The organism is Novosphingobium sp. KN65.2 (assembly GCF_001368935.1).
Classification (GTDB): Bacteria; Pseudomonadota; Alphaproteobacteria; order Sphingomonadales; family Sphingomonadaceae; genus Novosphingobium; species Novosphingobium mathurense.
On record NZ_CCBH010000161.1, the window covers coordinates 86,695 to 109,936 of the forward strand.

The 23,242-nt window shown below is 63.9% G+C and carries 24 protein-coding genes, 1 tRNA gene and 1 pseudogene; 18 read left to right on the forward strand and 8 right to left on the reverse strand.

The window, feature by feature from the left end; all coding sequences use genetic code 11:
• The first annotated feature begins 16 nt into the window (after positions 1-16).
• From SPHV1_RS14595 to SPHV1_RS25495, 6 genes are all read left to right on the forward strand, one after another.
• Entirely contained in the window at positions 17-784 is a 768-nt protein-coding gene (locus SPHV1_RS14595; protein WP_054946767.1) for a TonB family protein, read from the forward strand.
• 129 nt (positions 785-913) lie between these two features.
• On the forward strand, positions 914-1,726 hold the full coding sequence (locus SPHV1_RS14600) for a class I mannose-6-phosphate isomerase (RefSeq protein WP_054946768.1): 813 nt from the start codon (positions 914-916) through the stop codon (positions 1,724-1,726).
• A gap of 24 nt (positions 1,727-1,750) precedes the next feature.
• Entirely contained in the window at positions 1,751-2,191 is a 441-nt protein-coding gene (locus SPHV1_RS14605) for a DUF2721 domain-containing protein (protein ID WP_054946769.1), read from the forward strand.
• 99 nt (positions 2,192-2,290) lie between these two features.
• Positions 2,291-4,210 (forward strand): asparagine synthase (glutamine-hydrolyzing), encoded by a 1,920-nt coding sequence (gene asnB / locus SPHV1_RS14610; RefSeq protein ID WP_054946770.1) that lies wholly within the window; start codon positions 2,291-2,293, stop codon positions 4,208-4,210.
• Positions 4,200-5,804, forward strand: a complete 1,605-nt coding sequence (locus SPHV1_RS14615) for an FAD-dependent oxidoreductase (RefSeq protein ID WP_054946771.1) — start codon at positions 4,200-4,202, stop codon at positions 5,802-5,804. The genes asnB and SPHV1_RS14615 overlap by 11 nt, the downstream gene beginning before the upstream one ends.
• 255 nt (positions 5,805-6,059) lie before the next feature.
• A complete protein-coding gene (locus SPHV1_RS25495) occupies positions 6,060-6,740 on the forward strand; it encodes a hypothetical protein (RefSeq protein WP_176167930.1) in 681 nt (226 codons plus the stop codon).
• A gap of 96 nt (positions 6,741-6,836) precedes the next feature.
• On the opposite strand, the gene SPHV1_RS14625 is transcribed toward SPHV1_RS25495, so the two are convergent.
• Positions 6,837-8,597, reverse strand: a complete 1,761-nt coding sequence (locus tag SPHV1_RS14625) for a fatty acyl-AMP ligase (RefSeq protein ID WP_054946773.1) — start codon at positions 8,595-8,597, stop codon at positions 6,837-6,839.
• 149 nt (positions 8,598-8,746) lie between these two features.
• Between SPHV1_RS14625 and SPHV1_RS14630 the strand changes: the two genes are divergently transcribed.
• The 3 genes from SPHV1_RS14630 to SPHV1_RS14640 all read left to right on the forward strand — a co-directional run bounded on the left by SPHV1_RS14630 (position 8,747) and on the right by SPHV1_RS14640 (position 10,650).
• Complete coding sequence (locus tag SPHV1_RS14630) at positions 8,747-9,301, forward strand: regulatory protein RecX (protein ID WP_054946774.1); 555 nt, start codon at positions 8,747-8,749, stop codon at positions 9,299-9,301.
• Complete coding sequence (locus tag SPHV1_RS14635; RefSeq protein WP_054946775.1) at positions 9,292-9,783, forward strand: DUF192 domain-containing protein; 492 nt, start codon at positions 9,292-9,294, stop codon at positions 9,781-9,783. The genes SPHV1_RS14630 and SPHV1_RS14635 overlap by 10 nt, the downstream gene beginning before the upstream one ends.
• Before the next feature lie 120 nt (positions 9,784-9,903).
• Positions 9,904-10,650 (forward strand): SDR family NAD(P)-dependent oxidoreductase, encoded by a 747-nt coding sequence (locus SPHV1_RS14640; RefSeq protein ID WP_054946776.1) that lies wholly within the window; start codon positions 9,904-9,906, stop codon positions 10,648-10,650.
• A 100-nt stretch (positions 10,651-10,750) separates the two neighbouring features.
• Here the strand turns inward: SPHV1_RS14640 and SPHV1_RS14645 are convergent, their stop codons facing one another.
• A complete protein-coding gene (locus tag SPHV1_RS14645; RefSeq protein WP_054946777.1) occupies positions 10,751-11,080 on the reverse strand; it encodes a glycine zipper 2TM domain-containing protein in 330 nt (109 codons plus the stop codon).
• A 278-nt stretch (positions 11,081-11,358) separates the two neighbouring features.
• Between SPHV1_RS14645 and SPHV1_RS14650 the strand changes: the two genes are divergently transcribed.
• Together SPHV1_RS14650 and SPHV1_RS25815 are read left to right on the forward strand one after the other, a co-directional pair.
• A complete protein-coding gene (locus SPHV1_RS14650; protein ID WP_054946778.1) occupies positions 11,359-11,766 on the forward strand; it encodes an NADH:ubiquinone oxidoreductase subunit NDUFA12 in 408 nt (135 codons plus the stop codon).
• A gap of 252 nt (positions 11,767-12,018) precedes the next feature.
• Positions 12,019-12,201 (forward strand): annotated as a pseudogene (locus SPHV1_RS25815) (DUF2155 domain-containing protein); the annotation flags it as partial.
• 35 nt (positions 12,202-12,236) lie between these two features.
• On the opposite strand, the gene aat reads toward SPHV1_RS25815, so the two are convergent.
• Positions 12,237-13,025: a leucyl/phenylalanyl-tRNA--protein transferase gene (gene aat, locus SPHV1_RS14660; protein WP_054946805.1), complete on the reverse strand. Its 789-nt coding sequence runs from the start codon at positions 13,023-13,025 to the stop codon at positions 12,237-12,239.
• Between the two features lie 154 nt (positions 13,026-13,179).
• Between aat and SPHV1_RS14665 the strand changes: the two genes are divergently transcribed.
• The 4 genes from SPHV1_RS14665 (at position 13,180) to nusG (ending at position 15,877) form a co-directional block, all read left to right on the forward strand.
• Positions 13,180-13,255 (forward strand) — tRNA-Trp (locus tag SPHV1_RS14665).
• A 222-nt stretch (positions 13,256-13,477) separates the two neighbouring features.
• Positions 13,478-14,989 carry a hypothetical protein gene (locus tag SPHV1_RS14670; protein WP_054946780.1) on the forward strand — a complete coding sequence of 504 codons (1,512 nt, stop codon included), beginning with the start codon at positions 13,478-13,480 and terminating at the stop codon, positions 14,987-14,989.
• A gap of 127 nt (positions 14,990-15,116) precedes the next feature.
• A complete protein-coding gene (secE, locus tag SPHV1_RS14675; RefSeq protein WP_007011721.1) occupies positions 15,117-15,311 on the forward strand; it encodes a preprotein translocase subunit SecE in 195 nt (64 codons plus the stop codon).
• Positions 15,312-15,340: 29 nt separating this feature from the next.
• Entirely contained in the window at positions 15,341-15,877 is a 537-nt protein-coding gene (gene nusG, locus SPHV1_RS14680) for a transcription termination/antitermination protein NusG (protein ID WP_054946781.1), read from the forward strand.
• Between the two features lie 21 nt (positions 15,878-15,898).
• Here nusG and SPHV1_RS14685 read toward each other — a convergent pair whose 3' ends face one another.
• Complete coding sequence (locus SPHV1_RS14685; protein ID WP_054946782.1) at positions 15,899-16,594, reverse strand: GNAT family N-acetyltransferase; 696 nt, start codon at positions 16,592-16,594, stop codon at positions 15,899-15,901.
• Positions 16,591-17,106, reverse strand: a complete 516-nt coding sequence (locus tag SPHV1_RS14690; RefSeq protein ID WP_054946783.1) for a MarR family winged helix-turn-helix transcriptional regulator — start codon at positions 17,104-17,106, stop codon at positions 16,591-16,593. Before SPHV1_RS14690 ends, SPHV1_RS14685 begins: the two co-directional genes overlap by 4 nt.
• Before the next feature lie 167 nt (positions 17,107-17,273).
• Between SPHV1_RS14690 and SPHV1_RS14695 the strand changes: the two genes are divergently transcribed.
• From SPHV1_RS14695 to rplA, 3 genes are all read left to right on the forward strand, one after another.
• Positions 17,274-18,350: an acyltransferase gene (locus SPHV1_RS14695; RefSeq protein ID WP_054946784.1), complete on the forward strand. Its 1,077-nt coding sequence runs from the start codon at positions 17,274-17,276 to the stop codon at positions 18,348-18,350.
• 711 nt (positions 18,351-19,061) lie between these two features.
• A complete protein-coding gene (gene rplK, locus SPHV1_RS14705; protein ID WP_054946786.1) occupies positions 19,062-19,493 on the forward strand; it encodes a 50S ribosomal protein L11 in 432 nt (143 codons plus the stop codon).
• A gap of 4 nt (positions 19,494-19,497) precedes the next feature.
• Positions 19,498-20,199, forward strand: coding sequence for a 50S ribosomal protein L1 (rplA, locus tag SPHV1_RS14710; protein WP_054946787.1), 702 nt, complete (start codon positions 19,498-19,500; stop codon positions 20,197-20,199).
• An 84-nt stretch (positions 20,200-20,283) separates the two neighbouring features.
• Here rplA and SPHV1_RS14715 read toward each other — a convergent pair whose 3' ends face one another.
• The 3 genes from SPHV1_RS14715 to SPHV1_RS14725 are packed head-to-tail and all read right to left on the reverse strand — an operon-like array spanning position 20,284 to position 23,151.
• Positions 20,284-20,880, reverse strand: a complete 597-nt coding sequence (locus SPHV1_RS14715; RefSeq protein ID WP_054946788.1) for a hypothetical protein — start codon at positions 20,878-20,880, stop codon at positions 20,284-20,286.
• Positions 20,870-21,631 (reverse strand): molybdopterin-binding protein, encoded by a 762-nt coding sequence (locus tag SPHV1_RS14720; RefSeq protein WP_054946789.1) that lies wholly within the window; start codon positions 21,629-21,631, stop codon positions 20,870-20,872. Before SPHV1_RS14720 ends, SPHV1_RS14715 begins: the two co-directional genes overlap by 11 nt.
• A gap of 47 nt (positions 21,632-21,678) precedes the next feature.
• Positions 21,679-23,151 carry an NAD(P)/FAD-dependent oxidoreductase gene (locus tag SPHV1_RS14725; RefSeq protein WP_082431021.1) on the reverse strand — a complete coding sequence of 491 codons (1,473 nt, stop codon included), beginning with the start codon at positions 23,149-23,151 and terminating at the stop codon, positions 21,679-21,681.
• Between the last annotated feature and the right edge of the window lie 91 nt (positions 23,152-23,242).

The window sequence follows — 23,242 nt, forward strand, 5'->3', positions numbered from 1 at the left end:
GTCTAAAAGGGCGAGGATGAGCAAGGCCGATCTCAAGCCGGAGCGAAAGACGCGGCTGGGCGTCGTGGCAATCGTCGCCGTCCTGCACCTCGCAGCGATTGCCGCGCTGGTTCGGGCCTTCACGCCGCAGTTCGCCGCGACTGTGCTGGATGGCGTGACCCAGGCGTTCACGGTGTCGGTCGAGGCGCCGCTGCCCAGGCCGACGGAGACGCCGCCGGTCGCATCCTCGCCATCTGAGGAGGAAGGCGCAGCCGCGCCGCCGGGCAAGAAGGCCAAGCCGCGCGAGACGGCCGCTCCGAAAGCGCCCATCGCGATCAAGCCGACACAGGCGCCGCCCGTGGCGGGCAAGGGTGACGAGAACGCTTCGGGCGCGCGCGACGAAGGCGAGGCGACGGGTGCGTCGGGCGAAGGTCGCGGGACCGGATCGGGTAACGGTGGATCGGGGCAGGGCGGCGGCGCCGTCACCCCGCCGGTCAAGATCAGGGGCGATATCAACTCGGCGAAGGACTACCCGCGCGACAGTCGCGATCTTCGCATCGGCAGCGAAGTCATCGTCGCACTGACAGTCGGCGCCGATGGCCGGGTGAAGGGCTGCCGTGTCGTCCAGCAGAGCCCGGACCCGAGCGCCGGTCAGATCACCTGCAGCCTTGCGACCGAGCGCTTTCGCTTTCGTCCGGCACAGGATGCGTCCGGACATCCGGTCGAGGCTGTTTATGGATGGAGGCAGCGTTGGTTTTATCGCGACTCTCGTGTAATCCGGTGGGAATTCGGGCGTACCTCCTGAAATTCCACGTTCTTTTCTGCAAAAATGGCTTAGGTTCAATCTCATGTCCGCTGGACTCACCTCGATCCCGAATGGCGCTGGCGGCGCTCGCAGCGCTGGTCTTGGCACGCCGAAGCGCGGAGCACTGACGTGAGCGCGGTTTTGCCGATCCGTCAGGTGGAAAAGCCTTGGGGGCGCGACGAACTTCCCGCGCCGTTCGTTGCGCCGCAAGGCAAGCGCATCGGCGAAATCTGGTTTGAACCGCCCGCCGAACTGCCCTCGCTCCTCGTGAAGTACATCTTTACCAGCGAAAAGCTCTCGGTGCAGGTCCACCCCAACGATGCGCAGACGCTGGCAAAGGGGATCGGCCGACAGGGCAAGGAAGAGTGCTGGCTGATTCTGGCAACGGAACCCGGCGCGACCCTTGGCATTGGCTTCCGCAAGGACCTGACCGAGGACGAACTGCGGGCTGCCGCACTGGACGGCTCGATCGAGGACCTGATGGTCTGGCACGAGGTTTCGCCGGGTGATTTCTTCTACATTCCCGCCAACACGGTCCACGCCATCGGCGCGGGCGTCAGCCTGATCGAGGTGCAGCAGAACAGCGATATCACCTACCGCCTGTTCGACTATGGGCGTCCGCGCGAACTCCATCTCGAAGAAGGCATGGCCGTCGCGCGGGGCGAACCCTACGCGATGAGGTGGAGCAGCAAGGTCGCTTCCGACAGGTCGCAGGTGCTGGTCGACGGGCCGTTGTTCCTGCTGGATCAGGTTGCAGGCTTGCCCGATGACGCCGCGGCGGATCGCTATCCTGGCGCCTTGCTGGTCATTCCGCGCGAAGGCTCGGTCACGGTCTCTGGCCAGTCGGTATCGCCCGGGGAATGTGCACTGGCACCCGCATTCGAAGCTATCGGATTTGCACAAGATTGCGTTTGTCTTCTCGCGCGCGGCTGTGCAGACTGACGCCTCGATGCAATAAGGACGGGCATGATCGTCCAGACCATCCAGTTGGCATTGACGCCGGTCTTCGTACTTGTCGCCATCGGCAATATCCTCAACATTCTCTCGACCCGGCTGGGCCGGGTAGTCGACCGCGCGCGCATCCTGCAGACGATGCACATGGAGACCGAGGGGCCCGAGCACGACATGGTCGTCCGGGAAATCCGGATCATCGACAAGCGCATCACGATCATCACGCAGGCCATTCGCATCATGGTGCTCTCGGGTCTTGCCATTGGCTCGACGGTTGCGGTGCTTTTCCTTGAAGGGCTTGCGAGCTTCGACCTGCATGTCCTTGCCGCAGCGACATTTCTGGTCTCGGTCGTGCTCCTGCTCTACGCGTTGATCCTGTTCCTGCGCGAGACGCAAGTCGCTGCCGAAGCGCTGCGCATCCCGCGCGATTATCTGGAACTCGATCGCGAGATCTGAACCGGTCCCCTTTGGTCGCGGAGTGGGCAGGGCCTTCCTCTCGGATGCCTCCTGCTGTAACCCGGCAGGCACAAGCTTGGCGGCATAGGCGGGGCGAGAATGTGCGGGATTACCGGCTGGTACAGGCGCGGCGGTAAGTCGGTGCCGCGCGATGCAATCGTGCGGGCCTGCAACACGATCGTCCATCGCGGGCCTGACGACTGGGGCATTCACCTCGACGGCGACATCGGTCTTGGCCATCGCCGCCTTTCCATTGTCGACCTCGAAGGCGGGCATCAGCCGATTTACTCGGCAGATGGACGCTGGGCGATCGTCTTCAATGGTGAAGTCTACAACTTCCCGGACTTGCGCGAGGAACTTGAGGCCTGGGGTTGGATCTTCTCGACGCACAGCGACACAGAGACGGTACTGGCCGCCTACGTGCGTTGGGGCGACGATGTCTGGCCGATGCTCGAAGGCATGTACGGTCTGGCCATCTGGGATGTCAGGGAACGCCGCCTCGTCCTTGCCCGCGATCCCCTTGGCATCAAGCCGGTCTACTACACGCTGCAGCAGGGGGGCATCGCCTTCGGCTCGGAGATCCGCACGCTGCGGGCGATGACGTCGCCTGACGGCGGCTCGCTCGATTTCTCCATCGACGAACGCGGCGTCCATGACTTCTTCATGTTCGGGCACGTCCAGAAGCCGCGTTCGATCTGGCGCGAGGTGAGGACTTTGCCGCCCGGTCATGTCCTGCACATCGGGCCCGAAGGCGATCCCGAGATTCGCCAGTTCTGGCGCCCGCAGTTCAAGGAGCGCGCAGGCCTTTCCGAGGCGGAGTGGATCGAGGAGACGCAGCGTTGGGTCTCCGAGACCACGAAGCGGCACGTGCTGGCCGACGTCACGGTCGGTGCGTTCCTGTCCGGCGGCGTCGATTCCAGCGCGATCGTTGCGGCGATGGCTCGCCATGCGACGGCTCCGGTCAAGGCCTTCACCATGGGCTTTCCCGGCACTTCCATCGACGAGACCGAGGCGGCTACCCGAATTGCGAAGCACTTGGGCTGCGAGCACATCACCTTGCCGCTCGAACCGCAGGACGCCGGCGTCATGTTGCCGGAAGTGCAGCGCAGCCATGACGAACCCTGCGCGGCGACGGCGGCGGTTCCGGTCTGGCATCTTTCGAAACTGGCGGCCGAACATGTGAAGGTCGTGCTCTGCGGTGAGGGATCGGACGAGATCTTCGCAGGCTACAAGCGCCAGCGCACCGCGCTTGCCGCGGCGCGGACCGGGCCTTTCCTGCGCATGCTCGAACCGGTTCTGGGCGCGGTGGACCGCATGCCCGGCATGGGAGGCAAGCGGCTCAACTACCTGCGGCAGAATGTGCGCCGGTTCCGGCAGTCGGCGATGCTGGAAAGCAATTACCAGCGCTTCTTTCAAGGCACGCAGATCTCGACGCCGTGGGTGCGCGAGGAACTGTACGAACAGGGTTTTCATGCGCGGCAGGAAGGCGATCATCCTTTCGCCGATCTTGAGAGGGAGTATTTCGGCTGGCCGGGCGCACGCGATCTCGATCCGCTGGCGCAGTTCATGCTGGCGGACCTGACGGTCCACATGCCGTCTTCCTTGCTTAACCGCACGGACCGTGGATCGATGGCTCATTCGCTGGAGGCGCGCGTGCCGTTCCTCAGCCACAAGCTGGTCGACTGGGCGCTGACGATGCCGCGCAACATGAAGTTGCGCGGCAAGGTCGGCAAGTATGCCCTTAGAAAGGCTGTCGAACCCTGGCTGTTCCCCGGCGCGCTCGATGAGCGAAAGCTGGGTTTCCAGTTGCCCTTCGCCGAGTGGTTCAGCGGCGGCTTCGCCAGCTTCGCGCAGGAAGCCTGGATATCAAGCGGCGCCTCGCGGAGCGGTTACCTGCGGCAGGACGCGGTTGAGAAGCTGTTTGCCGAGCATGCCGCGGGCCTCGCCAATCACGGTCGCATCCTCCACGCGATCGCCATGTTCTCCTGCTGGTGGGACCAGACTTTCGATGCTCGTTGACCTTGTCAGGAACCTCGAAGCCGCCGACCGCCAGTTCGACGTCTGCGTGATCGGAGCCGGCGCCGCCGGCGTCACCATCGCGCGCGAACTGATGCGGGCAGGGCACCGGGTGTGCCTGGCCGAGAGCGGCGGCATGGACTTCGAGGAGAAGACTCAGGCCCTCTACAAGGGCGAAAACATCGGCCACGAGTACTATGACCTCGAAGAATCGCGCCTGCGCTTCTTCGGCGGCACGGTGTCGATCTGGGGCGGCCGCTGCGCGCTGCTCGACGAGATCGACTTTGCCAAACGCTCATGGGTGCCACACTCGGGCTGGCCGATCACCCGCGATGACGTCATGCCGTACTACCGCCGCGCGCAGGACATCTTCGAGATCGGACCGTTCGAATGGGGCGACGCCTACCGGCTTTGCGGCATTGCCGACCAGGGGTTCAGTCCGGATAAGCTGGCGACCGACCTGTGGCGCTTCGACGAGGCGACTGAGCGCTTTGCGCAGGGCCGGGCGCGGGACCTGATCGACGCGCCCAACCTGATGATCCTGCTTCACGCCAATGCGGTGAAACTGCAGGCGAGCGCCAATGGTGCCGAGATCGAGCATGTCGAGGTGCGCACGCTGGGCGGGCAGTCGGCAAGGATCAAGGCGAAGCACTATGTCCTCGCCTGCGGCGCGATCGAGAACGTGCGGCTCATGTTGGCTTCGGACGATGTCTGCGCTGGCGGTATCGGCAATGGCCGCGACCGGCTCGGCCGCTTCTTCATGGAGCATCCCACCGGCCGTATCGGCAAGGTGGAGACGGACAGGCCCTTCGACCTCTGGGCCGCCTACCAGAAGCGCTTCATGAAGTCCGGCCCGCCTTTGGCGCCGGTACTGCGTCTGGCCGATAGCCTGCAGGAATCGGAGGGCGCGATGAACTCGATCGTCACCTTCAAGCTGCAGCGCCCGCCGGAAAAGGGCGTGGCGCTGGGCAACAAGCTCTACGGTACGATCAAGCATTCGCTCAATCCGGACCGCACCGGCCGAAAGCTGGACCATATCTACCGGGGACTACGTGCATGGTTCCACCGGGTGGTGCGCGAGCGGGTGGAGGCGGCGATGGCCAATACCGGCATGACCGGCCTCTACATGATCATTCGCGGCGAGCAGGCGCCCAATCCGGACAGCCGCATCGTCCTGTCGCAGACCCGCAATGCGCTGGGGGAACGGCAGGCCGATCTCAACTGGCAACTCGATCCGCTCGACAAGCACACGGCGCGCGTCTTCGCCCGCGTCTTTGGTGAGGAGCTTCGGCGGATGGGGCGGGGGTCGGTGACGCCGAGCGAGTGGATCAGCGATGCGGCCAATGACTGGCCGGTCGATCCTACTGTCGGCAACCACCCGATCGCCGGATATCACCACATGGGCGGCACCCGCATGAGCGACGATCCGGCGACGGGCGTCGTCGATGCCGATTGCAAGGTTCATAGCGTCGCGAATCTGCACCTTGCGGGCAGCTCGGTCTTTGCAACGGCGGGTTGGGCCAATCCGACGTTCACGCTGGTGGCGCTCGCGCTCAGGTTGGCTGAGCGGCTCGACGGGCAGCTTCAGGCGAAGTGATCGCTTGGGCCGGGAAGGGCCTACCCTTCTGAGCTACCGGCCAGATTGTGGTGTGCAGCCGCGATGAATCGGTTTATTCGGGGCGCAGGGCCTGAACGATGACTGCCGGATAGGGCAGCACAGGCCGGAGGATGCGATGTAACAAGGCGGGAACACTCCCCCGCAGATATGCCTGATACCGAATGAACGTGTTCCGGGTCGCTATGGTCAATGAGGATCTGATCCTCTGATTTGCGGTGCAAGGAGGAACGCAAGATGGCGAAGTTCGCGACTCGAATTGTTACGGGGGCGGCGCTTGCGCTGGCCTTGCCTCTGGCCGGTACGGCCCTGGCGCAGATAACCACGACGACTATCAGCTTTCCCAAGGGCGGGACCTCGGCAACGGTAGCCGGTACCATCGTCGGCGGGGCGATCCGAGATTACGAGGTTCGCGCAGGCGAAGGGCAGACCATGCGGGTCAACATGTCCGGCTCCTCGATCGTCTACTTCAACGTTCTTCCTCCAGGCAGTGACAACGAGGCGATTTTTACCGGCTCGACCGAAGGCAATTCCTTCTCTGGCACGCTCTCTGCCTCGGGGGCCTACAAGATCAGGGTCTACCAGATGCGCGCGTCGGCGCGGCGGGGAGAGAAAGGGGCGTTCAGGCTTAATGTCTCGGTGACCGGCATGCCGAACCATGGGATGGGGCACGGCTCCGGACATGGACCGGGAATGGGCCACATGGACGGCCTTGGAGGCATTGCCGGCATGGACTCGATCAATGCCATCGACGTCATGATGAACCGGGGTTTCACCAACGTGGATTCGTTCGATTCGGGCAATACCCAGTACGGCATCTTCTATAAGCGCTCGACCGGGGTCTGCGCGCAGCTGACCATGGCCGACGGAAAGGTCGTCGACGCCCGCGACATCAAGACGCATCCCAAGTGCAAGTGATGCGCGCGCTTGCGTCCTGAATCGAAAAACAGCCCGGAGCGGCGCGGTGCTGCTCCGGGCTGCCGGATCTTGGTCAGCCGGGGTAGGGCGGTCTGATCAGGCCGCCAACCTGAACGGCTCGATTTCACCCGAGAGGTAGAGCTTCTTCGCCTTGGCGCGGCTGAGCTTGCCCGAGCTGGTGCGCGGCAGGCTCTTGGGCGGAACCAGTTCGACCACGCAGTTCATGCCGGTGATCGAGCGCACCTTGTCGCGGATCATCTCGTGCAGCTCGAGGCGCTTGACCGGATCGGACACGCGGCAGTGAACCAGGACGGCCGGGGCTTCCTCGCCGTTTTCCATCTCGACGGAGAAGGCGGCGATGTCGCCGTGGTTGAAGCCGGGCAGCTGCTCGACGGCCCACTCGATGTCCTGCGGCCAGTGGTTCTTGCCGTTGATGATGATCATGTCCTTGGCGCGGCCTACGATGAAGAGGTAGCCCTCGGTCATGTAGCCCATGTCGCCGGTGTCCAGCCATCCGTCGACGAGGCATGCCTCGGTCGCTTCGGGATCGCGGAAGTAGGAATGCATCACGCTGGTGCCGCGGCACCAGACCTTGCCGATCTGGTGATCGCTCAGAGACTGGCCGTTTTCGCCGCGGATCACGACTTCCATGTCCAGCACGGGCTTGCCGCAATTGACGATGGCGCGATAGCGGGCCGGGCGGCTGAGATCGCGCGGAGAGCCCGAGAGGCGCTCCTCCTCGACCAGTTCCACGCGGATGCCTTCACCGGGGGGCATGATGGTGACGGCCAGCGTCGCTTCGGCGAGGCCATAGCTGGGCAGGAAGGCCGAAGCCTTGAAGCCCGCATCGGCGAAGGCGTTGACGAAGTTCTGCATGACGTCGGGACGGATCATGTCCGCGCCGTTGCCGGCAAGGCGCCAGCGCGACAGGTCGAAGCGGTCCGACACAGGGCTCTGGCTGGAAATGCGGCGGGCGCAGATGTCGTAGCCGAAAGTCGGCGAGTACGAGATCGAGGTGCCTTCGTTGCGGGTGATGAGGTCCAGCCATGCCAGCGGACGGCGGGCGAAGTCCTCGGTCTTGAGGTAGTCGCCCGAGACCTGGTTCGCGATCAGCGAGAGGAAGCAGCCGACGAGGCCCATGTCATGGTACCAGGGAAGCCAGGAAATGCAGCGGTCGGTTTCGATCAACTGCATGCCGTGGCTGTGCGCGGCCAGGTTCGACATAAGCGAACGGTGAGTGACGGCAACGCCGTGCGGGAAACGCGTCGAGCCGCTGGAGTATTGCAGGTAGCAGATGTCGTCCGGCTGCGCCTTGGGCAGTTCGACTTCGGGCGCGTCCTTCGCTGCAAACTCGGACCACGTCGCATGGCCGCAGCCCTGTCGCTCTGCCGCGGCAGAGGTGAGGTGGGCGATTTCGTCCGGACCGATGAGCATGGTCGGGTCCGAGCTCTGGAGCTGGACGGCGAGTTGCTCGATATAGTTGTCCTTGCCGCCGAAGCTGGTCGGCAGGGGCAGCGGCACCGGCCACGCACCGGCGTAGACCGTGGCGCAGAACAGGGCCGCGAAGTCGATGCCGGTTTCGGCGATCAGGGCGATGCGGTCGCCCGGCTTTACACCGCGCGCCACCAGCGCATGGGCCACCGCCCGTGCATCTTCGCGCAGTTCGCTGAAGGGATAGACGCGCGTCAGCGTGCCGCGCGGATCGTGAAAATTGAAGCCGCGCGAACCTTGCGCGGCATAATCCAAGGCATCGCAAAAGGTGTCGAAGTCGGCAAATCGACGGGGAAGCGCGTCCTCATTGGGAGTGCGGACAAGGTCCTTAGCCGCATTCGGCACCACGGAGATGGTGTCGCTCATATCTTCATAACCCGTTGTTGTTATACCGTTTTCCTTGCGGAACTGGGAGCTTCTAGCCGGTTTAACCTGAACCTTAGATAGCTGCCTTCAACGACCAAATTCCGCGCGCTCTCCCCATTCTGAGCCGACTGTGGCACGAATAGGGCAACATGTCTTCCAAGCGTCGCAATCCACAACCGTTGACGAAAGCCCGCCTCGAGGAATTGGCGCTGGCCTATGTCGCGCGCTTCGCAACGACGCAAGCAAAACTGCGCAGTTATCTTCAACGCAAGCTGCGCGAGCGCGGGTGGGCGGACGATGGTACTCCCGAACTCGACGACCTTGTCGCCCGCTACGCGCAGCGCGGTTATGTCGACGATGCGAGCTGGGCGCGGATGAAGGCCGGCAGCCTGCTGCGCCGGGGCTATGGTGCCCGCCGCGTCGGCGAGGTGCTGCAGGTGGCCGGTGTCGATCACGATATCGCAGGGGATTTCCGGCCCGACGAACTGGAGCAGCGCCGCGCCGCGCTGGTCCTGGCCCGTCGCAGGCGCTTCGGGCCGTTCTCGGTTCAGGTTCCGGACATGGCGAAGCGGGAAAAGCAGATTGCCGCGATGATGCGGGCCGGACACAGGCTCGACATCGCCCGGCAGATCGTTGATGCCGACGATCCCGACGCGGTCGAGGACTGGGTCGAGTCGGTTTCCGGAGAAGATTCTTGCGCCTGAACAAAGCACTTACTGCCGCCGCCGCCACGTTCCTGATGATCGTTGGGGGGTGCTCGCAGGGCGGGCAGGAGGCCGTCGCCAAGCCGACCGCGCCCCTCGTCCATCCGGTATCGGGGCTGGAAGTCGTGCCGCTGATCATCAAGTCGCACGGCAAGGTCCACAAGTTCAGTGTCGAAGTGGCGAAGACCGAGGAAGAGCAGGCCAAAGGCCTGATGTTCCGCACCGAGATGGGACCGGATGAAGGGATGATCTTCCCTGAAGACCCGCCGCGCCGCCCAGCTTTCTGGATGCGCAACACGGTGATCCCGCTCGACATCATCTTCATCGGGACCGATCGCCGCATTCTCAATATAGCGGCCAATGCCGTGCCATATGACGAAACACCGCTGCCTGCTGTCGGGAAGGCGAGCGGCGTGCTTGAGCTGAACGGCGGCCGCGCGGCCGAACTCGGCATCGAGCCGGGCGACAAGGTCGAGTGGTAACCGGCCGCGGCCTCGCGCCTTCTGCGCAATAGGCGAGGTGCCAGGCTCCTGCCTGCGACATAGCATGCGATCCCGAAAGCGCGCCGATCCCTGGCGCGCGAATGCTGTCGGGAGAGTTGAATGGGCAAGCTGGTGGGTAAGGTCGCCCTGGTTACGGGCGGATCGCGCGGCATCGGTCGGGAAGTCGCGCTCGCCCTGGCGGCTGAGGGCGCCAAGGTCTGCATCAATTTTCGCAACAACGCCGCGGCCGCCGATGAAGTTGTCTCCATGATCGCGGAGAAGGGCGGGGAGGCGTTTGCCATCCAGGGCGATGTTGGATCGCTGGATGCGATCCATGCGATGTTCGCAGAATTCGACGGAAGGGCAGATGGCCTCGACATTCTCGTCAACAATGCCGGGATCGGGAAAATGGCCTCGATCGAGGAGACCGGAGAATCGCTGTTCGACCTCACCATGCAGGTCAACGCCAAGGGACCGTTTTTCGTGACGCAGGAAGCGCTCGGGCGCATGCGAGACGGCGGGCGGATCGTGAACCTGTCATCGATGGTGGCCCGCACGGCCTATGCCTCGTGCATTGCCTACGCGATGAGCAAGGCGGCGGTGGATCACTTCACCCGCTCGCTGGCACAGGAGGTGGGCGCGCGTGGCATTACCGTAAATGCCATGGCCCCGGGCGCGACGATGACCGACTTCGCACCGGGCCTGTTCAACGATCCGGAAACCGTCCAAGTGCTTGCCGAAGCTGCAGCGCTCAAGCGCGTGGGGCAGCCCGAGGACGTTGCCCGCGTCATTGCTTTCCTGTGCGGGCCGGACGGGGGCTGGGTCAGCGGTCAGGTCATCGAAGCAAGCGGCGGGATGCACCTTTAGTCTCGGCAAAAAGCGACTGGGCAAGCAAAAAAGGCGCCCCGGCCTGACGGTCGGAGCGCCTATTGTGTGCCTGTCGGATGTGCTCCGACAGGTCAAAACATTAGCGGCAACGGGCCGGGCGGCTCGAATTGCGGTCGATCTCGCGGCCGAGGAGGGCACCGGCACCTGCGCCGATGATCGTGCCGACCGTCTTGTCGCGACCGCCATCGACGGCGCGGCCGATCAGGGCACCGGCGACGCCGCCGATCAGCAGACCGGTCGTTCCGTCCGACTTCTTGCAGTAGTAGCGGCCATTGTCGCCGCGCCAGTAGCGGATGCCGTTGTCGGTCCTGTGATAATGCCGCTCCTTCGCGATGGCAGGGGTCGCGGTCACCATTGCGGTAGGAACGGTGAGGGCCGCCATGGTGGCGGCGATGATGGCATTACGCATGGGGGATCACCTCTGTTGCTATGCGTTGTTCATGAATAGAACGCGCTCCATCGTGTCCTGATCCACAACGCCAGATGAACGATGGTGAATGCGCGAAAATCAGCGTCGAATGGTGTTCCCGATGCGGTGAATCGGGGTTGAGCCGACCCGAAGACTGGGCGCGGCGCGGCAATTGCACCTGCCATGTCCCCGCATTGTCGTGAATTTTGTCGCAGCCAAGTGGGCAAAGCGCTTCAACGCGCTTGGCATCGCGAGCGAAGGGCGCTAACGCGCGGCTCATGGGAATCCTGTCGAAGATCTTCACCTGGTGGGATGGTGCGACCATCGGAACCTCGCTCTGGAGCTCGCGTCATGGCGAGCACGTCGGAACTGACGCGCAGGGCAACAAGTACTATCGCTCGAAGGGCGACAAGACGAAGACCACCGAAGGCTATGAGCGCCGTTGGGTAATTTACGCCGGCGCCAACGATGCAAGCCGCGTTCCGGCCGAATGGCACGGCTGGCTGCATCATTCCTATGACGGTGTCCCCGAAAGTCACCTGCCGCCGCCGCGGATCTGGGAAGTCGACTATACGCCGAACGCCACCGGCACTGCGCAGGCCTACCTGCCGCAGGGCGCGCTGGAGCGTGGCGGCAAGCGTGCGGCTGCCACCGGCGACTACGAAGCCTGGTCGCCGGACGCCTGAAGTCTAGTGATGCGGGCCCGCGGCTCACGAATCCCCGCGCTGGCGTTGACTGCCTGTCTTCTGGCTCTTGCCGGTTGCGGTGGCGAACCTGAACCCGAGGCCGAAGACACCAGCGTTCCGGAGGCGCTTGCAGGGATGCAGGCCGGGCCGGCGCAGGCGGTGCAGGGGCAGCGGATCGGCACACCCAACAAGGACCGGGTCGTCACGCTCGGCGTCCTCAACAAGCGCAACAACCTGACCCAGGATCTCGAGATGAAGCCGGGCGAGACCCGGCGCATCGGCAACCTGGTGGTCAAGGTCGCGACTTGTGAAAAGACGCTCCCTTGGGAAAGGCCGCAGGAAGAGGGCGCCTTCGTTCAGGTCTTCGTCGAGGACCGCAGTTCGTCGAAGGAAAAGCTCGCCTGGCACAAGGTGTTCTCAGGCTGGCTGTTCAAGAATTCGCCCGGCCTCAACGTGGTCGAGCACCCGGTTTACGATGTCTGGGTCAAGTCCTGCGCGATGAGCTTCCCGGGGCAGGACGCGAGCCCGGCTTCGGCTGCATCTGCCAGCAGTGCGGCGAAGCCTTCTGGCAGCGATAGCACGCCTGCTCCGAGCCCCGCGCCCAGTCCGGCGCCTGTACCGGCTCCGAGCCCGAGCGCCTCTGCATCGGATTCCAGCGCGAACTGAGCGGCCTTCAGCAGCGTCAGGTAGCGCTTCTGCGGCATTTCCACTGCGCCAAGCGAGGCGAGGTGTGGAGTGATGAACTGGCAGTCGAGCAGGATCGCGCCTGCGCGTCGTAAGGCCGCGACGAGCCAGGCGAGGGCGACCTTCGACGAATCGGGCACGCGCGAAAACATCGATTCGCCGCAGAACACCCTGTCGAACCCGACGCCATAGAGACCCCCGACCAGCTGCCGCCCGCTGCCGTCTAGCGCCTCCTGCCAGCATTCGATCGAGTGCGCATGGCCCAGGAAGTGCAGGTTTTCGTAGCTGTCCTGGATGCGGTGGCTGATCCAGCTTCCGCCTTCGTCGTCATCCTCGCGCACCGCGCGCGGAGCGGCGCAGGCTTCCATGACATCCGAGAACGCCACGTTGCAGGTTACGGTGAAGCGGCCGCGCCGCAGCGTGCGCGCCAGCGACTTGGACAGGTGAAAGCCATCGAGCGGGAGAATCGCCCTCTGGCGTGGCTCGATCCAGAAGATTTCCGGATCGTCGCGACTGTCCGCCATCGGGAAAATCCCGCTGCGGTAGGCGAGCATGAGCAGTTCGGGCTCGATCATGTTCGCGGTTCGCGGTGCGTGCACGGTGGTTTCCGGGACCTTGTTCACGGCGGTATTGCCTTGCAGGAGCTTAGCAAATCGTTGTGCCGTCGAATATCTTGTAAGGACACTCTTGTAATCCATCGCGGCTCCATCTAGAGGCCACGGCGCCCGCAGGAGTGTAGCTCAGTTGGTAGAGCATCGGTCTCCAAAACCGAGGGCCCACGGTTCGAGTCCGTGCACTCCTGCCAATTTTCCGAAAATCGTTGAGTTCGAAGCTTTCCCCTCAAGGGGTGACGATTCGTCACGCGATCATGCGATGGGAATTTGCGGCGAGCGGAAATCGGCTGTATCGCTGGCAGGCTTGCCAATCGCCTTGTGACGATTAGGAGGGCCGCGTCCTGCGACTCGGACCGTATGGTCCGTCCGGGGCTCACGTTCTTAGTGGCGTATCGGGGAAGATTCAGTCGCAAATGCACGGAACCGCGCGGCACAATACGGTTGAGACAAGCGCGTCAGGCAGACTGAAACGCGACGAAGCGCTTTGGCTTGGCATTTTCCTGTCATTCCTCGCGGCCCTGCCAGCCCTGCTGGCGTGGACGCCGCAGATGACGGACTATCCCTCGCACCTCGCCGGCTATCAGATCATGGTCGATCACGGGCGGGATCCGTTCCTGACCAAGTACTTCCAGTTCAAGTGGGAATGGACCGGCAACCTCGGCGTGGAACTGCTGATGGTGCCGATGGCGCCGCTGTTCGGGATCGAGCTGGCCGGCCGCATCATCGTGGCGCTGATCCCCATTCTTACCGGCCTTTCGATCATTTCGGTCAGTTGGACGCTGCGCCGCCGCGTCGGCGTCGGGGCGATCCTGGCTTTCGCGACGATCTGGTCGCCCTCGTTGCTGATGGGCTTCCTCAACTATTCGCTCTCGGTCGCGCTGGCGCTGTTCGCCTTTGCGGTCTGGGTCCAGCTCGATGAGCGTCACTGGACGCGGCGCCTGCTGTTCATCCCTGCGGGCTTCGTCGTGTGGCTTTGCCACGTATCGGGATGGGGCGTGCTGGGCGTCCTGGTGTTCGGCTACGAATGGACCAAGCGGCGCAACTGGCTGGACTGGCGCCCGTTCCTCAAGCCCTGGCCGCTGATCTTCCCGCTGGTGCCGATGCTGCTGGGCATGGGCGCCAATTCGAAGGTCTCGTACGGCGGCGGCGTGCTCGATTACAAATGGGGCATCCTCTACAAGGCGATGCGCAGCTACGACTACCTGCTGGACGTGACCAGCGTGGCGGTGTTGGCGCTGGTCCTGTTCGTGGCTTTCGTCACGCGCCGCATAGACGGGCGCATGGGCTGGGCAGCCCTGATCCTCTTCGGCCTGACCCTGGCGGTACCGCGGCAGATCTTCGGCGGCGACTATGCCGACTATCGCCTCAGCACGACGGCGCTGCTTGTCGCGTGCCTCGCCATCAACTGGCCCGCGCCGCGCTGGGGCCTTGCGCTTTCCGGCCTGCTGTTCACGAGCCGCCTCGCGATCACTTCGGTGGCTTGGTACCAGGACGCGCAGACGGCCCGTCAGATGATTGCCGCGCTCGACTACATGCCCGAAGGCGCGAAAGTGGCGACGGCGGTGGCCATCCCGCGCAGCCAGTGGCTATTCGGCCCCTTCGAGCATTTCGGCAGTTATGCCGTCGTCCGGCGCAGCGCGATGGAGAACTCCAACTTCGCCTTGCCCGACGTGCACATGCTCACGATGCGCGAAACCGCCTTCCGCTTCGCCGATCCGACGCAGCGCATTCTCTACTCATCGAACCAGCGGATAGACTTGCGCAAGTTCCGTCCCGCGGTCCATGCCGAGTACCTGTGGTACATCGGCAAGGCGAAGCCGGTGGCACTGCCGAACGGCGCCCGGATCCTCTACAGCACGTCCAACTCGTTCCTTGCACGACTTGCCATACCGGCAGACCTTGCAAATCCGGTGGACGGAAGCTAAGTCGCATCTTCCTTCCGACAAGCGGATAACCCCCCCCCCGGCCCCGGCGGGGGCGGCGATTTCCCCTAGCCGGAAGATATGAGAGTTTTTTCTCAGGCATCAGGCAAGAGACACGAGAGCAACTGACATGGCCAAGACCACTCCCGGCGAATTCATCCGGCAGGTGCGCGCAGAAGCCTCCAAGATTCACTGGCCCTCGCGCCAGGAAACTGTGACGACGGCGATCTTTGTCGGCATCATGACGGTGCTGCTCGCCACGTTCTTCCTTGGAATCGACGCGCTGTTCGGCTGGGTCGTCAGCTCGCTCCTGTCGCTGCTGTGATCGTCTGAAAACCGGAAGAAGAGAGAACCATGGCCCGTTGGTACATCATCCACGCCTACTCCGGCTTCGAGAACAAGGTTAAGGAAGCGATCCTGGCCGAGGCGGAGCGGATGGGGCTGTCGCAGCTCGTCGAAGAAGTGCAGGTCCCGCACGAAAACGTCACCGAAGTGAAGCGTGGCAAGAAGGTGCAGGTCGAGCGCAAGACCATGCCCGGCTACGTTCTTGCCAAGCTGACGCTGAACGACGACGTCTACCACCTCGTCAAGAACACCCCGAAGGTCACCGGCTTCCTGGGTGCCAGCGGCAAGCCGCAGGCCATCAGCGAGAGCGAGGCCGCACGCTACTTCGGCGCTGCCGAAGCCGCTGCTGCAGAGCCGCGCAAGCAGATCAACATCGATTACGAGATCGGCGATTCGGTGAAGGTCCTCGACGGACCGTTCGCCAGCTTCAACGGCATCGTCGAAGAACTCGATTTCGACAAGAACCGCGTCAAGGTTTCGGTGTCGATCTTCGGTCGCGCAACGCCGGTCGAGCTCGACTTCGAGCACGTCGAACTCAGCAAGTAATCCGGTACGACGCCGCGCCTGTCAGGGTGCGGCGTCGTACAGCGTCATCCAGACGCGGGCGCGCTCGGCAAAGCCGAGGTGTCCATAAAGCGCCAGCGCGCTTTCATTGTCCGCATAGCTATGCAGGAACGGCACGCGGCCTTCATCCAGGATATCGGCGATAACCTTGCGCATCAGCCGCGAGGCCAGGCCCCGCCCGCGCACTTGCGGAAGCGTGCAGACGCCGCTGACTTCGACATAGCCCGGGACCCGCATGCGTTGCCCGGCCATGGCGACGAGCCTTCCCTCTTCGAACATTCCCCAGAACTGGCCCAAGTCGGCAGTGCTGTCCGCGAACGGGCCGGGTTCGGTCAGTCGCGCCAGTTCCAGCATCTGCGGGTAGTGGTCGCGGTCAAGCCTCACCAATGCAGCATCGTCGAGGGCAGGGCGTTCACCTGAGAAAACGAGCTGGATTCCCTGACGGCGCTTGGCAACGCGCGTTCCATCGGGCTCCATCGCTTGCCTCGCCTCTTGCTCCAGTTCAACGATGAACAGGGAGCCGTGCTGGCGAACGAGGGCGGCAAGATCTGCCTGGCTTTCCCGCGAGCGGTCCTGCGTTGCTGCGAGCGGACCGATGTCCGACCGATAGCGCCGGGCCTTGCCCGATCCGATGGCGAACCCGGCCTGCTCGCCGGTCAGGGCATTCCAGATCAGACGGTCGAGGACATGTTCGCTCATGATCCGCTCCCTTCACTAAGCATGGCGCGCAGGCGCTGTTCGAACGGGGTCATTGCCAGGGCATGATCGAGGCGGGTGAGATGGCCCAGCAGGTCGTCGGCGGGCCCTTCGCACAAGTCGGCCACGGCGCGCTGGACTAGCGGAAACACGCGTTCCTGAACGCGCGCCAGAAGCGCGCGGCCGGCATCGCTGAGGGTGAAGGCGCGCAGGCGTTGGTCACCATCGTTCTCGACTTGCTCGATCAGGCCCTCGACCAGCAGCTTGCCGATGCCGCGGGTGATGCCGGGCTGGCTCAGGTCAAGCCGCCGGGCCAGCGCACCGACAGTCAGAGGACCATGTTCCAGCGCGACAATGATCGGAAACTGGGCAGGTTGCAGGGTAATGCCTTCCAACCCGGCGAGTTCGGAAACGCCCGCCTGCAAACGTTCGCCCAGACGGCGAAAACGGCTTCCCAGGCACAGGAACCCGAGTTCGGCGATCAGATCGGTGGCTTTCGCGTTACCATTTTCCATATCGTGCTATATACCTTGGTATGCAGTGCGCGGCAATCACCTGTTTCGTGTTGCATAACAGGCGTGATCATACCGAATTCCGTCGTGTATCAGGGTGTTGGATTGGACTTAGCGTGATATTAACTAATCGGTCGCTACCCTGTGCATAAGATTTGGGGGAATTGAAGATGCGACAAACGCACGACGCGTTTGGAGGGGGCGTGGTCCGGTTGGGGCAACTCGACGGCCTTCGCGGCATTGCCGTTCTGGTCATTGTCCTTGGCTACCAGGCGCAGGCTCTCTTCACGGCAGGTTCGTTCGACCATGCAGGACCGGTGATCGACTGGCTCCATACCTGGGGCTGGAGCATCGTCGACCTGTTCTTCGTCATCTCCGGCTTCATCTTTGCGCACATCTATATCGGTGGGCGAGGGCTCGGCAGCCGCGATGAGTTGGCGTCCTTCACATTCGGGCGCCTGGCGCGCCTCTATCCGCTCCATTTGTTGCTGCTGGTCCTGTGCGCCGCGCTCTACTGGGGGCTTCCGCAAAACGGCGAGGCCGCGCTGCTGACCCACCTGCTCATGTTGCAGGGGCTGGTGCAGCCAGCGGTGCAGTCCTTCAATCCGTCTGCCTGGCTCGTCTCGGTCGAAGCGATCTGCTGCGGCTTCTTCGGGCTGGCGCTTCACGCCGGACGGCCGACACTCCTCAAGGTTTCGATCGCCGCCATTTTCGTGAGTACGGTGTTCATCCTCGTTTTCGGTCTGCCGGGCGGGCCGTGGAATCAGGACCTGCTGATGCGCGGCATACTCGGCTTCTTTATCGGACAGATCCTGTGGCGGCGGCGGGTCGAGCTCCGCAAGTCGTCCCCGCTCGTGCTCTCGGTCATCTTCGCGCTCGCCATTGCGCTCGACATGGGCAATGTCAGCCCGCTGCTGCCGCTCAGCCTCCTGGCCTGGCCGTCCCTGCTGCTGCTGGCCCTGCGAGTGCCGCTTTTGGAAAGCCGCGTCCTGCTCTGGCTGGGCGATCGCAGCTACGCGATTTTCCTGGTCCATGTGCCGATGCTGGACCTGATCGTGCGGATCATGGGCAGGCAGGAAGGCAGCGGCTGGTTCATGCTCGGCGCGACCCTGCTTTACGGGCTGGCCGTCCTGATCGCGTCCGAACTGCTCTATCTGCTGGCCGAAGTGCCGACCCGGCGCCTCGTGCGCGGCCGCATCGACATGCGCGATGTCAGCTTAACCCGGGCGTTACCGAGCAGGGGCTAAGAGCCGCCAGCGAATCAGGAGTTGGCATGAATCGGGCGGCGGATGAGCCAGGGCGCGATGTCGGGAGGCTGACACGTCTCGACGGATTGCGCGGGCTGGCCGCCTGCGGTGTCGCTTTCCTCTATCATACGCAGCAGTTGTTCCCCGCAGGCATGCATGGGGACGAGCCGCGCCTCTATCACTGGATTTACGACTGGGGCTGGACCCTGGTCGACCTCTTCTTGCTCATCTCCGGCTATATTTTCGCGCACGTCTGTCTGGGGCAGAACGCAGGTGAGGGCAGTGAGCCCCTGACTCGCGGCCGGTTGGCCGACTTCGCCGTCGCGCGGTTTGCCCGGGAAGGGCACGGCGCAAGTGGTCGTGATTGCCGCGTTTGCCGGTACGGTCCTGATCCTGGCAGACTCGTGCTATCGCATGGCAGAGCAGCCGAGCCGCCGGGCGATCCGGCGGGCATGGCCGCGGCGCAAGCGACATATCGGCGCAGGAAGGACCAGTCCGGTGTGATCTCACGGGTCGGCGGGTGCCTGCGCCGTGCAACTGTCTCTTCCCTTTTCTCCGGATATCGTTTAGGGGCGCGCCCTTCGGACCGGCCCTGCCGGTGCGATTCCCGGCGGGAGGATGCCCGGTGCATCCGTCATACCGCTAAACATGAGCGCCCGATTTCGCCAATTTGCGCGGGGTCCGGCGCGAAAGTGTGAAAGGAGCGGCCTCATGGCCAAGAAGATCGAAGGTTACATCAAGCTGCAGGTGCCCGCGGGCGCCGCCAACCCCTCTCCGCCGATCGGCCCTGCTCTGGGTCAGCGCGGCGTGAACATCATGGAATTCTGCAAGGCGTTCAATGCCGCCACGCAGGAGCTCGAAAAGAGCATGCCGATCCCGACCATCATCACGGTCTATGCGGATCGCAGCTTCACTTTCGTCACCAAGACCCCGCCTGCCACCTTCCTCATCAAGAAGGCTGCCAACCTCAAGTCCGGCTCGAAGGAGCCCGGCAAGGTTTCGGCCGGAAAGATCGCGCGCTCGAAGCTGTCCGAGATTGCCGAGATCAAGATGAAGGATCTCAACGCCAACGATATCGAAGCGGCTACCCGCATCATCGAAGGCTCGGCCCGCGCGATGGGTCTCGAAGTGGTGGAGGGCTGATTCCATGGCAAAGCTGAACAAGAAGCAGAAGGCACTCACCGAGAAGCTGGGCGACAACCAGAAGCACTACCCCGTCGGTGAGGCTCTGACCCTGCTGCGCGAACTCAAGACCACCAAGTTCGACGAGACCGTTGAAGTCGCGATGAACCTGGGCGTCGACCCGCGTCACGCTGACCAGATGGTCCGTGGCATGGTCTCGCTCCCGGCCGGCACCGGCAAGACCGTCAAGGTCGCCGTGTTCGCCAAGGGTGACAAGGCCGAGGCCGCTCTCGCTGCTGGCGCCGACAAGGTGGGCGCCGAGGACCTCATGGAAGACATGCAGGCCGGCAACCTCGACTACGACCGCGTCATTGCCACCCCGGACATGATGGGCGTCGTCGGCCGTCTCGGTAAGCTGCTGGGCCCCAAGGGCCTGATGCCGAACCCGAAGCTGGGCACCGTCACCCCGAACGTCGAGCAGGCCGTGAAGGACGCCAAGGGCGGCCAGATCGAGTTCCGCGTCGAGAAGCAGGGCATCATCCACGCCGGTATCGGCAAGATGTCGTTCTCGGACGAAGATCTGAAGACCAACTTCAACGCATTCGTCGACGCGATCGTGAAGGCCAAGCCTTCGGGCGCCAAGGGCAAGTACGTTCGCAAGATCTCGCTGTCTTCGTCGATGGGCCCCGGCCTCAAGATCGACACGACCGAGGTCGCCGGCGCCTGATTCTTTCAGGACCGGGCAAACGGTTAGGAATGGGCCGGCGGGGGAAACCTTGCCGGCCCTTTTCTTTGCCCGGATGGTCCGGGCTCAGTCCGCTTCGATTGGCAAGGTGTCCGCGGTGAACGCGCCATCCGGTAAGTGCAGCGCAGCGGCCTGATAACATTCGACGACGAGGCTGATCGGCCGCCCATCGGGTAGCTGAAGCACGGCGCGGTGGGAGAGGATCGTCCCTTGGGGGCAGCCCTCCGCCCGGCCACGGAATGCGGCGAGGCGTTGGCGGGTAAAGCGAAGCGGGGCGACGACCGTGCCGAAGGGCGTATCGGTTTCGCGCAGCGCGGCATTCATTTCCGGCGTCAGGCGCGATGGCACGAACCAGTTATGTGCCTGCGACAGCGTCACCCCGCCGCAGTCGAGCTTGACATGGCGATACCCCAGGTTCGCCTTGTCATCCACGCGCAGCAGGTCGAGCGCGTCCGAAGGCAGGGGCGCATCGTCGTTGCGGACGGCATTGGCGGAAACCCGAGGAGGATTGCCGATCCCCCTTGCCATGCACCAGTCCTGCAGTGCCAGCGTCGCGCTGTCCTGCGCGGCAAGGGCCCGTTCGAACCGAACCAGCGTGGCGCTGGCGCAGCCGTTGAGCGCAAGCGAAAGCAGCAGGGGCGCTATGGTGGCCTTAGATGCCACCGGCAACGGCCGGCCGGTCCATGGCTTCAAGGCCCCGAACCAGTGCGCGGGTGCAGGCGGCAAGGTCATCGGCGCTGGTCGAACGGATAACGAAATTGGCGCCGGTACGGCCTTCGCGCCAGAACGGGTAGGAGCCGATCTGGCAGGTCGCGAATGCCTTTTCCGTCTCGCGCAGGAGGTCCGCCACTTCGCTCTCGCCGACCCAGCAGCCGATGGTCTCGGACAGCAGCGGCGCGCCGCCTTCAAGCTGGCCTGAAAGAGCATCGAGCATGCCGGCGGTGATGCTTGGCACGCCCGCCATGATGAAGATGTTGCCGTGCCGAATGCCGGGGGCGCCGGTGTAACGGTTGGGGATCAGGTCGGCCCCGTCCGGCGTGCGGGCCATGCGCAGGCGGGCATCGGTCAGCCCGCCGCGTGTCTCGTAGTACTGCTCGAGGATGGCGCGGGCCTCGGGGTGGACGATGACCTCGACGCCAAGCGCCTCGGAGATTGCATCGACAGTGATGTCGTCATGCGTCGGCCCGATGCCGCCGGTAGTGAACAGGTAGTCGTTGCGGGCCCGCAGGGTGTTGACCGCCTCGACGATGGCCGGCGTGTTATCCGCCACCACGCGCACTTCGGCGAGGCGGATCCCCTGGATCTGCAGCCAGCTCGCCACTTGGGCGATGTTCTTGTCGTGGGTGCGTCCGGACAGAATCTCGTCGCCGATGACGACGAGGGCGGCGGTGTAGATTCGCGTGGATTCGGCCATGGCCGCATGGCTAGGACAAATGCGCACGGATCGCTAGCCGCGGCGGGCTATAATTGCCGACCTCCGCGACTGAACCGCAAATGCCCGTCATCGATCGGCAATTCCCGGAATTCGCGGCGGTCGCGCATGAGGTCGTGGCTGAGCCGCCAGGGAGAACGGCTTGCACTTTTCGGGATGAGGTGGCGGCCTCGCTGGAGATAACCCGAAGAATAGCCGGCAAGGGGATCATCTGCCTCAAGGTCATGGTCGGGGGGCAGGAACGGCACAGCCGTATCGGCACCCCACGCATCCATCTGGCCGAGTAGGCGGCAGAGCCATTCGCTCACCATGTCGACCCGGCCGGTCCATGCCGCGTTGAGATAGCCGAATACGGCGGCGAGATTGGGTACGTTCGAAAACATGCAATTGCGATAGTACCAGTGCTCGCCGAAGTTCACGGGGCTGCCGTCGAGTGAAATTGCGATCTTGCCCAGGGTCGCCAGGCGCAGGCCGGTTGCCGTGACGATGGCATCGGCGTCGACACGCTCACCGCTTTCCAGTTCTATGGCATCGGCGGTGACGCGCCCGATGGCGCCAGTGGCGAGAGCAGCCCGGCCCTCGCGGATCGCCTTGAAGAAATCCCCGTCAGGTACGAAACACATGCGCTGGACCCAGGGGCCGTAAGGCGGGGTGAAGGCCTTTTCATCGTAGTGTTCGCCGAGTTGATCGCGAATGCGTTGCTTGAGCCAGGCGCCCATCTGCTCGGGCTCGCGGCGCGACTTGTTGAAGAACCAGTACTGCAGCGCGTTGCTGCGCAGGCGGGTAAGGCTGTAAGCCCAGCGGCGCGGCAGGACTTTCGCGGCGGAGGTCGCAAACAGGTCGCGGGCAGGCTGGGCGAGGAACCAGCTTGGCGTGCGCTGGACCATCGTCACGCGGGCGCCGGCATCGGCAAGGGCGGGAACCAGCGTCACCGCAGTCGCGCCCGAACCGATCACGGCAATGCGCCTACCGGCAGGATCGAAATCCTGCGGCCAGAACTGCGGATGCAGCACCGGGCCTGCAAAGTCGTTGAGTCCGGCGATCTGCGGATCGTGGGGCACGTCGTAGTCGTAATAGCCCGAGCCGAGGAACAGGAACCGGGTCAGGAATTCGGCGGAGCCCTTTGCGGTCTTCGCGGTCACGCGCCAGAACGATTGGCTGCTGTCCCAATCGGCGTGGGTAACTTCGTGCGAGAAATGCATGTGGCGGTCGAGGTCGTACCGGGCTGCCACCTGCCCCAGATAGGACAGGATTTCCTCGCCGCGCGCCACCGACCTTTCGCCCGACCATGGCGCGAAAGCGAAGCCCAGTGTGTACATGTCGCTGTCCGATCGCACGCCGGGATAGCGGAACAGGTCCCAGGTTCCCCCGAGATTTTCGCGCCTGTCGAGGATGGCCATGCGCTTTCCGGGCAGATTGCGCTGCAGGTGAGCAGCCATGCCGATCCCGGAAATGCCGGCGCCGACGATCAGGATGTCGAGGGGGGCGCTGTCGATGCTCACTGCATCCTCTTACCGCCGCCGCGTTTCAAATCACGGGAAAAGCCCGAAGCGGACAAAAAAAGGGCCGATCCGAAGACCGGCCCATGGAAGT